The sequence below is a fragment of the Chlamydia sp. genome, from assembly GCF_017472245.1.
In the GTDB taxonomy this organism is placed as follows: Bacteria; Chlamydiota; Chlamydiia; order Chlamydiales; family Chlamydiaceae; genus Chlamydia.
The window spans coordinates 47969-61686 of the sequence record NZ_JAFUQR010000007.1 but is presented as its reverse complement, the minus strand read 5'-3'; the positions used below and the strand labels follow the sequence as shown (position 1 = coordinate 61686).

Sequence of the window (13718 nt, the reverse complement as noted above, 5' to 3'; positions counted from 1 at the left end):
TTTAAAATATTCTGTTAAATTTTCCGTTGATCTATTGATATCAACAAATCGAATAAACTCTTCAATACGAGACGATTGGTAAACTGTACGAGAGGGGCCTATCAGAGGAAGCGGATTCCCCTGCTTCCACTCAATTCTTGCCCCATCTTGCAATGAGCAAAAATAATATTCTGGAGTACGAATGTAATTTGCAGGAACCGGATCTGTATCATTAACAGGGCGTTTGACATTACTCAATCGATTACCATTAAGATTAATCGAGATTTTATTTTGAGTAGTTAAATCATATCCCCCTGCCCCAGTCAGACCATTAACAATGATGTCTTTTGTTTGCACATCAACGTCTCTTTCTACAGAAAAAGTTTCTATTGCAGAAACTTCCTTCACTGTGATGTCACCTTCTGTGGTCAGATTTGAGGCTAAAAGATCTCCATGAACGGTTGTGTCAAAGTCGAACCGACAATCATTAATAATTTTGTCAGAAGCACTCATTTATTGTTCCAAGTTTTTATTTCGAATAAAAAACAAACAATTAAATAGAAGTCAAAAAATTAATTTAATTTTGTTAAAAAATAAAAAAGAAACAAAGGTAAAAGGATAAAGTTTTAAAACTTATTCTAATTTTACAAGTGACTAACTGTATGAAGATTTACGAAGAGATCCTGGGGGTGGCTGGATTTGAACCAACGTATCCGTAAGGAGTCGGATTTACAGTCCGATGCAATTGACCGCTATGCGACACCCCCTTAAAGATGCTGGAGAAAGGAATTGAACCCTCAACCGTTCGATTACAAATCGAATGCTCTGCCTATTGAGCTACTCCAGCTTAAGAGGGAGGATTATGTCAAAAAGAAAACTTTATTCGCAATATAAAAATTAAGAATTTTCTAAATCCTGCTCATCTTCTTTTCTTTGCACACGATAATCTTCTTCTGTAGGAATAAAAGGCTCCTGCACGCACTCCTGAGAAGAGGATATCTCTTCTATCGAAGCTCCTGCATCTACAACTTGAAACTCATGTTGACCTAATTTTTCTGAAATAATCCGCTCTTCTTTTGCCTTAGCTTTACGAATAGCGCGCTTCCCTACAAACTCCTTATTCTTGGTAATCGAGAATTTATTCATCTTCATCCCCTCCTTCTGTTCTGAAGGACAAGAATCCAACGATTGCTGAAAAAGCTTGGCAAAATTTTTGGTAGAAGAGCCTATATCAGGAGCTGTTGTTATAGAAAATCTAAACTTCCCATCAGGAGTATGACGAACAGCCTGTGTCCGAGATTGTAGACAACATTGCTTATATTTTTTACCGGATCCGCAAGGGCAAGGATCATTTCTATTGGGCTTTCTCACTCTTAAGTCCTTTCCTGTCTTTTCTATTCCCACCGTACTACAAAAAAAACTTTTTCCATAGAAACGGAATGAAAATGCGAAGATGTTAGCAACTCTATGTTAATTAGTAAAAATAAATATAGGTTTCTTTGTAAAAACCTAGCTTCTGAAACAAACTTTTTCTTTATTCCATCGGTTATAAAACACTTTAGCTAATGCAACGCAAGGAGAAGCTAATAGAAGCGCAGCCCCTTTAGATAATAGAGAGAACAACATCACATCTAAAAGATTAGCGACGAATCCATATAAACCTAAAAAAGAAAAAATTACGGTATCTATGCTTTGAGAAAAAGCGACAGAAAAAGCAGAACGCAAACCAAAAACACGCCCCTGCGAATGTTTTTTTAACCAGCCAAAAATTCTAAAATCGATAAATTGCACGATCATAGTTGTGACAATTGATGCCACAATAAGCCGAAAAGATGGAGAAAATAAAGCTTCATAGTGATTTTGACTAAAGTCCCTTGGAGATGGAACTAAGTAGAGATGGAGTTGGGTGAGAAGAAGGAAAGAAAGAGTGCTACACCAAGATATAAAAATCACTTTTTTGGTCTGCTCCTTCCCCCAAAATTCTCTCGCACAGTTTAAGCAAGAAAAAAGTCCAATTACGTAAACATCTGCTGCAGTGACTTCGAATCCGAATAGTATAATTTGTTTCAATACGAAAATATTCATAATAACAGAAAGTAACGAAGCCCATGCAACTAACAACATGATACTTTTTGCAGCAAAAAAAGCCCCCAAACCAATCACAAGAATTATTTGTAGAAAAAACAATATCTCATTCCACATTGGTTCCACTCTTTTCAATTTTAAAAATTTTCTTCTGAGAAAATACTGTGTGTTTTTCTCTAACAATACTATACTGCCTACTATTCAGAAGAAATTATACATTTCTGAAATAGAACCGGCAACAAGCAAAAGCTTCTGATTGTGCTCAAAAATAAGTAAAAAAATTATGGGTTTTCGTTCTATCGTTTTTGTTATTACCGCTCTTGTAACCGTAAATTGCTCTTCCATTCCACCAGAGCACACGTTAACAATAGCCATTCATGATGACCCTCGCACTCTTTCCCCTGAAAGGGGCGAGAATGCTCTCAATTGTTCTTTATCTAAAATTTTGTTTACTACTCTCTTTAGAGAAGAATCTTCCGAAATTGTCCCTGCTCTATCTTCTTCTTACCAAGCTTCAGAAGATAAGACGCTTTATCGCTTATTCATTCGTGAAGATGCCAAATGGAGTGATGGCTCTCGTTTATCAGCAGAAGATGTTATTACTGCGTGGGAACACACATTAAAAACAGGCCGCTACCCGCAGCTTTTTGAAAATCTTTCTTTCTATTCTCCGAATTCATCAGAAGTCGTTGTGCAATTAAAAACGCCTAATTCCCAACTTCTTGCTATACTAGCCTCACCTTTGTTTTCCATATATCGTCCACAGAATCCTCTGGTGTCTTCAGGACCTTTTACACTTCAAACTTATTTGCAAGGACAATCTCTTGTTTTACAAAAAAATCCTCATTACTACGACTGCGCTCGCGTAAAACTTCATCGCATCAATTTTCGCATCATTCCCAATGTGTATACTGCTTTACATTTGTTGCGAAAGGGAGAAATAGATTGGGTTGGGCAACCTTGGCACCAAGGGGTTCCTTCCGAGCTTTGCTCAATTTTCCCTTTGTACACTCATTACCCTGTAGATGGCACATTTTGGTTAATCCTAAATCCTAAAGATCCAGTGCTATCTTCTTTAGAAAACCGCCAAAAATTGATCTCTGCGATCCAAAAAGAAAAACTCTTAAAGCAGGCATTAGGCAATCGCTATCTACCAGCTGAAAATCTTTTATCAAATAGCAATTGTGTAGCAGCTGGCAATGAAATGCCTACAACACCACTATCTGGAAAGCTGACAATGATATACCCAAATAACGTTGTACGCTGCCAACGTTTAGCGGAAGTACTACAAGAACAATGCCGGAATGCAGGAATAGATTTATCCCTTGAAGGATTAGAATACCATGTTTTTGTTCAAAAACGTGCAGCTCAAAAATTTTCTCTTTCTACAGCAACGTCTATAGCTTTTTATCCTTTGACTCGCTCCTATTTTGACCAAGCAGCAATGGCTAACTTGACTTGTCTTCCTTTATACCACATAGAATATGACTACATCTTGGCTAGACCCTTGGACAATGTTATTCACTATCCTTCAGGGAGTGTAGACTTGTCTTACACCGACTTTCATTAAAACGAAATTTTGTTCACGACTTTCTTTTGAACTTCAACCACTCTATCCAAAAATTTATGAGCTGTTTCTGCTAATAAGGCTTGTGCTTGATCGATCGAAAGAAAGTCTCTTATTAAAGTATGTAATTTTGGATGATCCTTAGCTGTGGAAAAATTGGGGAAAAACTTGTCTTCATCTGTATAGAAAAAATCTGTTCCCAATACTAATCCATCTGCAATCCCTAGTTCTTGGGCATGAGCTATATGCTTCTTCATGTCTTCTAAAGAAGCTCCTACAAAATCGTTCATCCCATTCAATCCAATGATTCCATTCCTAGCGAAAATCTCTTTAGCATGTTCATCTAGTAAGTTGCGTGCAGCATTTTGCACTTTGCGAAAATTAGAGTGACTTGCCAACACGGGCATATCTGGAAACTTATCTGCAGTAAAATCTAAAATATCTTCCGTTAAAGGATCCGAACAGTGACTAAGATCTACAGGAATAGCTAAAACATGCAATAATTCTAAAAGGTTTCTCCCCTCTCCTGAAAGCCGTTTAGGCTCTAAAACACCTCCACCAAAGCGATTCGCAAAATTCCAAACAGGACCCATATATGCTAAGGGCCCCTGTTCATGCAATACTAAGAGCTCATCAAAAAGTTTCTGCAAAGGAAGATCATCAGATCCTAGTCCGGAAGCATTTTCTATACTGCGAATTATTTTTAAAGAGCCTTCTAATTGAGGTTCGTAGGATATTGGAACTAATCGCTGATCTTCTTCAATCAAGGAAAAAAATAACCGGTTTTGTTTTTTTAACGTGGAGAACTCTTGTGTCTCTGTAAATAAGGCACATACCTGCAAGTTAACCCCACCTTCTATCAACTGATCAGGAGAACTTCTTACAGCAGGGTTTGAGACAAGAAAATTTTCATGCGACAGCATATCACAATGCATATCCACTATCATAACTTACTCCTAAAAAGCGGGAAAGAATGGGATATTCTGTATCCCCTAAATCATAAATAAAAATAACTTCTTGTGTAGACGATCGTAAAGCTTGCCTCAGTACAGAGTAAAAAGTAAGTGGCCGAGGATGTTTACATATCACACCTTTAAAGTTAGGTCTAACAGAGAGGAATGAGTGCAAATCTGTACAATTTTTCACTACATGAATCATTAACTGTTTCCTAAAAACAAACTCTTGAGTGGTGCAAACACAATTTTTTCCGAGAACAGCTTCTATGTCCGCAATAGAAATTACCCCCTCACGATATACAACACCCTCTTCAGGATCTACGACAGTCGACTCTAAACCTATAGAACAATCTCCAGGAATCACCAGGACGTCTTCATGCAAGAAGTCTTGTTTTACTTCATCAGAAGAAACTGCTGAAGGGAATCCAGATATATTCGCAGATGTAGCTAGCAAAGGCCCAACTTGCTTTATAATCTGCCTAACTACGGGATGATCAACTATCCTAAATCCTAAAGTTTTCTGCGAAAATTTAGGATTTTTATGTCTTGTAATTAGGGTAAGAGGTCCTGGAAGAAATGCTTGTGCTATTTTTTTAGATGAAGCCCCCAAAGAAAGCTGAGAAATCATTTCCAGCTCTTCCAAAGAAGAAACATAGACCGATAAAGCTTTCTGAGAAGATCTTCTCTTAAGAGCAAACAAACGCTCATCTGCTTTGGGAGCTTGAAGAGCCACTCCTAGACCATATACAGTATCCGTTGGGAAAGCAATAACCTGTCCAGCTTTAATTTTGTCAATTTCAGGTAAAAACACTAACAACTCTCTCTATTGACTCACACTTGGCTCCACAAAGTGATGCTTTCCTGTATTTTTTGCATCATGATAACAGGGATTTCGTGTCCTCCATGGAAAGCAATAAACTGGCCTTCTAAAGAAGAAGCTAGTGTTTTATACAAACGCTCACCCAAAAAATATGGTAATATGGGATCATCATACCCATGACTTTGTATGTAAGGAGTTTTTCCACATAATAGAGATTTCTCCTCCCATGATTGATTAGGAACAGCTGCACCAGAGCAAATCAATGCTCCTTTATACGGAAGGCGAGAAGAAAGCATGAGGTGGGTTGTCATCATAGCTCCTTGACTAAAGCCTCCTATAATCACCTCGGATCTTGGCCTTCCCAATTCATGAATCAACCCTTCCAAGGCTTGTCTAGGTTTTTCAAAATCCACATCTAACAACTGCTGATACAAGAGATCAGTTTCGGCAGTAATCTCCTGAGAGGAAATCAAACTTTCAAAAAGCTTCGTATCTAAAGGGAACCAAGCTCGTCCACCCCCCAACTCATGAGGAAGCCGTTCTATACCTTGAGGAAATATCCATGTAGGATGAAGATGTTCACAAACGCACATAGAAGGGAAAAACGTAAGATTGTCAGCGCTAGCCCCATATCCATGGCAGAAAATGATCGCAGGATGATCAGGATTTCCAGGGCTTTCTATGAACTCTACCCCAGCAAGCTTTCGAAGAAAAAAAGAATACCCCATATGTCTCTCTAAGCATATTCAAAGCTTAAAGAGAAACTATACCATAAACTTGTCGCTATGAGCAGAAAAATCTTTGATCAAGTTTTTTCGGGCAAAAAACTCTGTGGATAGAAAGCTTCTTCTACGCAAGCATCCAAGGGATTTATAGAAATAAAAGAGTAAGCCTGAGCATCTCTCCCTTCTCTACCTAAACAAGCTGTAACACTCGACATCTCTTCCCAAATCAACTCTCCATTAGCTAAAGATTCTTCAGCCTGAAAAGCAACAACACTTTTTGCTACACCATCTTTGAAGAAAGATTTAGGATAGCGCTGCATTTGTTCAAAAATAAGAGAATAGAGCGCTCCTCTTTGAATATACCGTGCAGCTTCTTGCTTATAACGACGTTGACAAATTGCGGAAACAATCCCTACAAGCATCCCGATAACCAGAGCTCCAAGACCTCCTCCTAAACATCCAAAGAAAGCACTCATCAACCCAAGACTCACCGAGCCAAAAAAGAACGCAGCTATCACTGCTGAAGCTAGTAAAGCTCCAAAAGCAATCGTGATCAATAAATTAGCAACAAAAGAAGCGATCATCTTACTTCTTAGTTTACGATAGGCTCGATCAACTTGATCAAGCGCTCGCAAAGCAATAATTCCTTTAAGTTTTACAAAGGCAGAACGAATATTTGTTGCTTTAGGAGTTATCTGTTGCAATACATTTTTTTTGCATACACGTACCTGCATCAAAATTTTCAAAATACGGTGAATCTTAAGAGCACAAGAAACAATAGCTACAAACATAGCTCCGCAAGCCAATGAAATCAGACCAACAAAGCAACTCATAATTACAGTATCACATGTCGAAGGTTGATCATCTCTCAATCTAGTGAGAGCAGATATCCAAAAAGTTGCTTCTACAGCTTTAATCACAGTAGGAATAAAAGCCTCATCGAACAAAATTCTTTCATTGTGCACAGAATAAAATCCATCAACAGGGCCCGAATATTGAACAAACTGTTGAATGCGAGTTCTTAAAACTTTGGCATCATAATTCCCCTCAGAAGAACAGAAACAGCTCATAGGAGAACGCGCCTTAGGAGTCAAAAGCCCTACACCGCCAGAAGAATGAGCTGCACTACTTAGCATTGACTGAATATCGCTGTATGTTACGCCAACATCTTGACATTGTAGATTCGAGCCGTAATTGATCATTTTCAGAAAACCTTTTTCTATTCTTTTTTCAAAAAAGCTCTTGGGTATTTCTTAGACTGTCAAAAATTCTGGATCTTTTCGATTTAAGCGAATGGAATCCAATAACATCCATGGAGATTGCATGGCACACACTAAAGAGTCCAGACATCCATAACCATCTTCCCTGGCTTTAGCATAGACAACCGCGGCAACCACCATAGGTCCTAAAACAGGAACTAGTGAGAGCCACTCAATACGACTTTCTGTCATAGGAAGGAGATTTATTGGCTTTTCCGAAGAGCAATAATTGTGGAAAATACAAACAAGCAACCTAATTAAGAGCATCACAGCAGAAATAACTGTAGCTACAGCTGCAGCTATATGGAAAAGCATGAAGTCTATTCCAACTGCGACCACTTTTTCCGTAGTCTCCTTATGGCAGACCTCATCGTAACCATACACACAAGCACAACAAGCCATAACCGCCCACCTCCTACAGTGGAATCTTTTCTATCTTGCTCTCTTCTTTATGAACCTGCCTTTAAACAGTTTTACCGGAAGCTTATCTCTGATAAGAAGAGTTTTACAAAAAAAACTCAATCTGGGGAGTATTTTACCTTAGAGGGAAAAAATCAGCTATTCCGAAGACGAAATCTTTTTAGTCAAAAAAAACTTATTATTTTTTACAGAGAGAATTATAGTTTTTGACTTTAAATTTTTTGTTAAGAATTTTACGTAAATTCCTTCTTGACGAAACATTAGAAACAACTTATCTTACTCAAGAATAAGAAATTGGAACACTTTTTTATGCCTAAAAAGGCGGCTTCCAGCCAATCCTCGTATCAAAAAAAATACTCCGCGAAACAGCAGCCCCAAGACACTTCCTGGGAAGCCATCGCTCATGATTACCATGAGGCTGTCGATTGTGAGGGTCATTTTTACCACAAACAGGTTATCCTTCCAAATTTGCTTCCTAAGTTCCGTTTTTCACCCACGTCATCTCTTGTTGATATAGGGTGTGGTCAAGGTATTTTAGAGAAACATGTACCTCAAACACTTTCTTATTTAGGGATAGACCTTTCCCCCAGTTTATTGCGTTTTGCTAAAAAAAGTGCTTCATCGCGGTCTCACTGCTTTCTTCACCATGATATGACCAAGCCTCTACCGACAACATACCATAATCGGTTCTCTGATGCCGTTGCTATCCTATCTCTTCAAAACATGGAATCTCCAGAGCAGGCGATTTCACACACAGCAAAGCTTTTAGCTCCCCAAGGTAGATTATTCATCGTATTGAACCATCCATGCTTCCGTATCCCTCGCCTCTCTTCCTGGCTTTATGATGAACCTAAGAAACTTTTATCGAGAAAAATAGATCGTTACCTCTCTCCTTTAGCCATTCCTATTGTGGCTCATCCTGGGGAAAAATACTCTGAAACGACCTATTCTTTCCATTTTCCTCTAAGCTATTGGACAAAAGCTTTATCGGACAATCATTTCCTCATTGAAAATATTGAAGAATGGATTTCTCCAAAAAATTCATCTGGGAAAAGAGCTCGCGCAGAAAATCTTTGTCGCAAAGAATTCCCACTTTTCTTGTTTATCTCAGCATTAAAAAGATCGTGATCTTTAATTAAAAAGTAATAATTAAAAATTTTCTTTTTAGTTTAAAATCTTGTTAGGATCTTTTTTATTATTATAGCTTCGTCATGTTGCGCCCTTTGTCTTTTTTTAAAAAGCTTCACCTTGCTTTTCGCAACAATTTCGTAATCAGATCTTTTCTAAACGCTCCACAAGTCCTTTATCACAATGAGGCCTCTAAAGAAGCCTGCGTATTAAGTTATTACGGATTATTTAGTTGCATTCCAATACTCGTCTTTTTTCTAAGACTTTCTCAGTATCTATTTATTAGTTTAGATTGGAAAGAATGGCTATTGTTCCATTTCCCAGATTACAAAATCCCAATCTTAGCCATTTTTGAAGCAGCTTATTCAACAACAAGTAACATTGGAGTAGTTCTGGTCAGCAGTTTCTTTGTTTTCTGTTGGGCAGGTATTCTTATGCTTCAATCATTAGAAGATGGATTAAATAAAATATTTTGCTCAGGAATTACGCAGGCCTCTTTAAAAAGACTAATTAGCTATCTGATCATTACCCTTATCAGTCCAATGATTTTCATTATTGTTTGTGGATCTTGGATTTATATTACACAGATCATGCCTATCAATTACCCTAAATTATTTAGTTTCAACCATACTATGGTCTGCGTTTATATTATCTCGCGGTTAGTCCCCTACATCCTGCTATACGGAATACTTTTTTGTTGTTACGCATTCCTTTCCAGAGTTCCTACACAAAAATCTGCCGCATTTCTTTCCGCTGCTATAGCCGGTAGCGCTTGGGTTGTTTCTCAAAAAATTTTCTTTTGTTTACAGCTGTATATCTTTAATTACAGCTTTACCTATGGGGCTTTAGTTGCCCTACCTTCTTTCCTCTTACTTCTTTATCTTTACGCTATCATTTACTTATTCGGAGGCGCCTTAACCTTTTTACTACAGAATAAAGGATTTAACACTCTTATCCCTAAAGATAATCTTTTCCCTAATAGTTATCTTAAGTTTGTTTTGTGTTTGTACTTTTTGGCTCTTATTACGGAATATTTCGATAGATCTCTTCCTCCACCTACTGTTAGCTATCTCGCTAAAAAGGCAAAAACTTCTATTGGAGAAGCCTCCCAATGTTTAAACATTTTAGAAAAAGAGAGTCTGATTCTAAAACACAAAGAAGGTTACAAGCCAGCTCATAATATTTCCGGTCTTCATATAGACGTTATCTTTAACCAGCTTACAAAATCCTCCTCATTCTCAAAAATCTGTACATCTTCTCTAAAGCCTATACAAAAAGACCTTATCCGTATGCTTGCTGAAATCAAAAAAAGCTCACATAACCTGTCCCTTTCAGAAATTGCTAAAAAAGTGAATTCATGAAGCGTTCTCCTTGGTACAAAAGACTTACTTATTACCTACTCGTAGGTCTACCGTTAATTTTTGTTATTTTGCTTCCCAAAATTTTTTCTAGTGAATCTGGAAAGTACATCTTTCTTTCTATCTTGAATAAAGAAACTGGATTACAATGCGAAGTGGAACAATTAAGTCTGTCCTGGTTTGGTTCTCAAACTGCTAAAAAAGTCCGCATTCGTGGTATCAATTCAGAATCAGAAATATTTTTTGCAGAAAATATTGTTATACGGGGATCCCTTCCTCGGTTGCTTCTTTATAGATTTCCAAAAGCCTTAACTCTTACAGGATGGTCCTTACAAATCGATGAATCTTTATCCATCAATGCTCCTTCTCTTTATCACTTAGACCCAGGCTCTCTTCTGTCTAGAATAGAACGTAGCGACATTATCTCCGAGTTAGGTTCTATAACAATGAAAACTATAAAAGGATCTACACTCTCTGTTTCAGGATTTTATGTCAAAAAAACCGCTCAACAATTACTTATCCGAGCTCTCACAAAAGAAAATGACATTCAAGGCTCTGTATCTGTAGAAGGAGCCTTATCCCCCAATTTCGTTTTAAATATCAGTCTGTCTTCAGTGCCTGCTTCACTTTTCAAGTTATTTATTGCCTCTCCTTCCATTGACCGTATTTTATCAACAGAAGATCTCATCAACTTAACAGCAAAAGCTACTCAAAAAAAAGACTCTACATTGATCACTTTGTCAACAGAAGGAAATCAAATCACAGCAAAACTTCGTGGTGACATTCGTGATAATACATTTTTAATCACACAAGGAAGCGCCTCTTCTATAGTTTTACAACCTCAAATAGCTTCCAGCATACTCTCAGAATTTATTCCAGTGAATACCCCCATTCATTCAAAAGAAACGTACTTTTTCATATCAGAAGCCAAAATCCCTATCTCTTTATCAAAATGGAGCTCTGCCGAATTTTCATTACAGGCAAACTTACCACAAATTTCCGTAGAAACTTCTGATCCTAATCTCTCTATTCAAACAGAGAATACCAAAATTTCTGTGAACAAAACGGACCGTTTTACAATAATTCGGTCTTCTTCCGCAGCGAAACTGGGAGGAGCTTCTTCCTCCTATATCCATAGCACGCTTTCTATAGACAATCGTAAACATTCTGCTGAATTTCGCATTCAGCACTCTCTTCTACCCCATACTTATTTACGCGCTCTTCTCCCTAAACCTTTTGAAATCAATACTCCACTTGAAGTTCCTTATTATACCTTAGATATCCAAGGGACTTATCGCAATTCGCAGATCTCTTGCGAAGCTTTACTAGACAACCCTCTTCTACGCCTGTCTTGCCATCTTTCTGGTCCCTTACAAACTTTACAATTTAATGGGAAAGGAGCCTATACAACTTCTGAACGTTGGAAAGAGCATTTATCTCCTCATTTCTTACAAATACAAGCTTTTTTCTCCGGTAAGATACACTTTGCTCAAAAACATATCTTTCTACCTAAACTGTCTGGGCGCCTTCTTGCAGGAGAAAATGAAATTTTCATTCACGGGAAATTCGGTAAAGCTAGTGAAGAAATCAAGCCCTCTAACTCCTCGCTTCTCATTTATGGGACGCTAGCGAATTTACCTCTAGATCTTTACTCCTCTAAATTCGCTCCACTACAAATAACACGCTCCAGTTTTTCTCTACATTCTGATGGGAGCAAAGCTTTACTAAAGGGGAATGTAAAAATATCATTATCAGATCCAGAATCACCTCTCCTACCAGAAACAAAAGTTCTTATTCCTGACATAGTTATCTCATCTTTAGATCCAGACTCTCCTTGGACAACTGAAAACATTTCAATTCAAGCTTCCGGAGAACTTCTGCAATTTCCTGTAGACCGGTTTATTCGATTACAGAATAAGGATGCCTCTCTATCTCGTTATATTGGAGAAACAGGAGAAGCCTCCTTCCAATTTCTCTATTCTCCCCATAAAGAAGACCCGATCACAATCTCTTCTACAATTAAAACCGATGCTCTTACTGGAGATTTTCGTTTTGTCATGGACCATTCATTATCTCTAACCACCCAAACTCGAGGGACATTACAATGGGAAGTTTCTCCTGAGCGTTATAGTTCATTTTTTGAAAAAACTTCTTGTTCTCCTTCTTGTGTGTTGCACCGGCCAACAATAGTCCGCCTTGACCTCTCTAAAATATCTTGCTCAGACAAGAAAACTGGCTATTCCTGTCTAGCCTTATTATCGGAGGGTGGGATAGAAGGACAATTATCTTCAACCCCCCTAGTTTTTTACGACCATTTGTCTAAAGAAAACTTCATTGTGAACAATGTAACAGGATCCATTCATGCGCAAAACTTAAATGATTTAATACAATATAAACTCAATGGAAACTGTTTAACTCCTAACCAAGACAACAAAAATCCTATATCTTTTGTAATCGAAGGCAAAGTCAAAAACATTTTAATGAATGAGACAAGAGCTTTAACTCAAACAGCCACCTGGACTAATATTCCAACCTCTTTTATCACAGGGATTTTTCCCATTTCTCCAGGAGTTCGTGCTAAGCTCACTTCTTTGGCAGGGCCTAAAATCCAAGTAGCTATTCACAATGACTTCGTTAAAGGAGAAGGACCTTTAACTATCAAAGTAGATTCTGAAAACCTCACAGCCTACTTCCCTTTGGCACTTACAGAACATGCCATCCTCTTAAAAGAAGACCTGACAGCATCTTTACACATTAATGAGGAAATTAATAAGGCCTTTCTAAGAGAGTTTAATCCGCTCATTTCCGAGGGAGGAGCCTATTCCAAACATCCCGTCAGTTTACGGGTAAATCAACAAGATTTTTATCTCCCCGTGAAGCCATACTCTTTAGAAAATTTTCATATTCAATCAGCTTCTTTAGATTTTGGAAAAATAGAAATTACTAATACAGGAACCATGCAAGATTTATTTCAATTCTTAGACGTTGAAGCAGAACAGCAACGTGTCGAGGCCTGGTTCACTCCTATATTTTTTTCCGTACAAAATGGTCAAATTATCTGCAAGCGCTTCGATGCCCTGATTGACGGCCGCATACGCTTAGCTTTATGGGGGAAAACAGACGTGATTCGTGAACGATTAGCAATGACTTTGGGTATTGATCCCGAGCTAATTAAAAAGCTGTTCCGCAATACTATGCTGAAAACAAAAAATTTTTTCCTAATTAAAATCCGAGGACCAATTGCATCTCCAGAAATTGACTGGTCTTCCGCATATGCTCGCATTGCCTTACTGAAAAGCTATACACTCGCTGGACCTTTAAACTCATTAGCAGACAAATTGTTCTCATCATTGGGAGAACCCACTCCTCCGCAAACAATTACGCCTCTCCCCTGGGAAAATTTCGAATCAAAATGACTCTC

11 protein-coding genes, 2 tRNA genes and 1 pseudogene are annotated in these 13718 nt (G+C 38.0%); 4 read left to right on the top strand and 10 right to left on the bottom strand.

Features of this window, described 5'->3' with window-relative positions; genetic code table 11:
* The 5 genes and pseudogenes from IJ490_RS03055 to IJ490_RS03035 all read right to left on the bottom strand — a co-directional run.
* Positions 1-492 (bottom strand): annotated as a pseudogene (locus IJ490_RS03055) (hypothetical protein); the annotation flags it as partial.
* 171 nt (positions 493-663) lie between these two features.
* Positions 664-746: transfer RNA gene (locus tag IJ490_RS03050), tRNA-Tyr, on the bottom strand.
* A 7-nt stretch (positions 747-753) separates the two neighbouring features.
* Positions 754-826, bottom strand: a tRNA-Thr gene (locus tag IJ490_RS03045).
* 50 nt (positions 827-876) lie between these two features.
* The gene (locus IJ490_RS03040; protein ID WP_291893819.1) at positions 877-1350 is read right to left on the bottom strand and encodes an SEC-C metal-binding domain-containing protein; all 474 of its coding nucleotides are present in this window, start codon (positions 1348-1350) and stop codon (positions 877-879) included.
* A gap of 138 nt (positions 1351-1488) precedes the next feature.
* Positions 1489-2181, bottom strand: coding sequence for a queuosine precursor transporter (locus IJ490_RS03035; protein ID WP_291893816.1), 693 nt, complete (start codon positions 2179-2181; stop codon positions 1489-1491).
* Between the two features lie 166 nt (positions 2182-2347).
* On the opposite strand from IJ490_RS03035, the gene IJ490_RS03030 reads away from it, so the two are divergent.
* A complete protein-coding gene (locus IJ490_RS03030) occupies positions 2348-3634 on the top strand; it encodes an ABC transporter substrate-binding protein (protein ID WP_291893813.1) in 1287 nt (428 codons plus the stop codon).
* Here IJ490_RS03030 and IJ490_RS03025 read toward each other — a convergent pair.
* From IJ490_RS03025 to IJ490_RS03005, 5 genes are all read right to left on the bottom strand, one after another.
* Positions 3631-4578: a membrane dipeptidase gene (locus IJ490_RS03025; protein WP_291893811.1), complete on the bottom strand. Its 948-nt coding sequence runs from the start codon at positions 4576-4578 to the stop codon at positions 3631-3633. The two genes, IJ490_RS03030 and IJ490_RS03025, sit on opposite strands and share 4 nt — an antisense overlap.
* On the bottom strand, positions 4556-5398 hold the full coding sequence (locus IJ490_RS03020; RefSeq protein ID WP_291893808.1) for an L-threonylcarbamoyladenylate synthase: 843 nt from the start codon (positions 5396-5398) through the stop codon (positions 4556-4558). Before IJ490_RS03020 ends, IJ490_RS03025 begins: the two co-directional genes overlap by 23 nt.
* Before the next feature lie 20 nt (positions 5399-5418).
* On the bottom strand, positions 5419-6135 hold the full coding sequence (locus tag IJ490_RS03015) for an alpha/beta hydrolase (RefSeq protein ID WP_291893805.1): 717 nt from the start codon (positions 6133-6135) through the stop codon (positions 5419-5421).
* Positions 6136-6212: 77 nt separating this feature from the next.
* Positions 6213-7334, bottom strand: a complete 1122-nt coding sequence (locus tag IJ490_RS03010) for a hypothetical protein (RefSeq protein WP_291893802.1) — start codon at positions 7332-7334, stop codon at positions 6213-6215.
* Between the two features lie 51 nt (positions 7335-7385).
* Positions 7386-7793 carry a hypothetical protein gene (locus IJ490_RS03005; RefSeq protein WP_291893799.1) on the bottom strand — a complete coding sequence of 136 codons (408 nt, stop codon included), beginning with the start codon at positions 7791-7793 and terminating at the stop codon, positions 7386-7388.
* A gap of 327 nt (positions 7794-8120) precedes the next feature.
* On the opposite strand from IJ490_RS03005, the gene IJ490_RS03000 reads away from it, so the two are divergent.
* The 3 genes from IJ490_RS03000 (at position 8121) to IJ490_RS02990 (ending at position 13713) form a co-directional block, all read left to right on the top strand.
* Positions 8121-8939, top strand: a complete 819-nt coding sequence (locus IJ490_RS03000; RefSeq protein WP_291893797.1) for a class I SAM-dependent methyltransferase — start codon at positions 8121-8123, stop codon at positions 8937-8939.
* An 83-nt stretch (positions 8940-9022) separates the two neighbouring features.
* Positions 9023-10300, top strand: coding sequence for a YihY/virulence factor BrkB family protein (locus IJ490_RS02995; RefSeq protein WP_291893793.1), 1278 nt, complete (start codon positions 9023-9025; stop codon positions 10298-10300).
* Positions 10297-13713 (top strand): hypothetical protein, encoded by a 3417-nt coding sequence (locus IJ490_RS02990; protein WP_291893791.1) that lies wholly within the window; start codon positions 10297-10299, stop codon positions 13711-13713. The genes IJ490_RS02995 and IJ490_RS02990 overlap by 4 nt, the downstream gene beginning before the upstream one ends.
* Positions 13714-13718: the final 5 nt, after the last annotated feature.

What these genes read in the sequence shown, in the direction of transcription:
- IJ490_RS02995 (WP_291893793.1), top strand. Translation starts at nt 9,023, where the DNA reads ATGTTGCGCCCTTTGTCTTTTTTTAAAAAGCTTCACCTTGCTTTTCGC.
- IJ490_RS03010 (WP_291893802.1), bottom strand. Translation starts at nt 7,334, where the DNA reads ATGATCAATTACGGCTCGAATCTACAATGTCAAGATGTTGGCGTAACA.
- IJ490_RS02990 (WP_291893791.1), top strand. Translation starts at nt 10,297, where the DNA reads ATGAAGCGTTCTCCTTGGTACAAAAGACTTACTTATTACCTACTCGTA.
- IJ490_RS03015 (WP_291893805.1), bottom strand. Translation starts at nt 6,135, where the DNA reads ATGGGGTATTCTTTTTTTCTTCGAAAGCTTGCTGGGGTAGAGTTCATA.
- IJ490_RS03000 (WP_291893797.1), top strand. Translation starts at nt 8,121, where the DNA reads ATGCCTAAAAAGGCGGCTTCCAGCCAATCCTCGTATCAAAAAAAATAC.
- IJ490_RS03025 (WP_291893811.1), bottom strand. Translation starts at nt 4,578, where the DNA reads ATGATAGTGGATATGCATTGTGATATGCTGTCGCATGAAAATTTTCTT.
- IJ490_RS03005 (WP_291893799.1), bottom strand. Translation starts at nt 7,793, where the DNA reads ATGGCTTGTTGTGCTTGTGTGTATGGTTACGATGAGGTCTGCCATAAG.
- IJ490_RS03035 (WP_291893816.1), bottom strand. Translation starts at nt 2,181, where the DNA reads ATGTGGAATGAGATATTGTTTTTTCTACAAATAATTCTTGTGATTGGT.
- IJ490_RS03030 (WP_291893813.1), top strand. Translation starts at nt 2,348, where the DNA reads ATGGGTTTTCGTTCTATCGTTTTTGTTATTACCGCTCTTGTAACCGTA.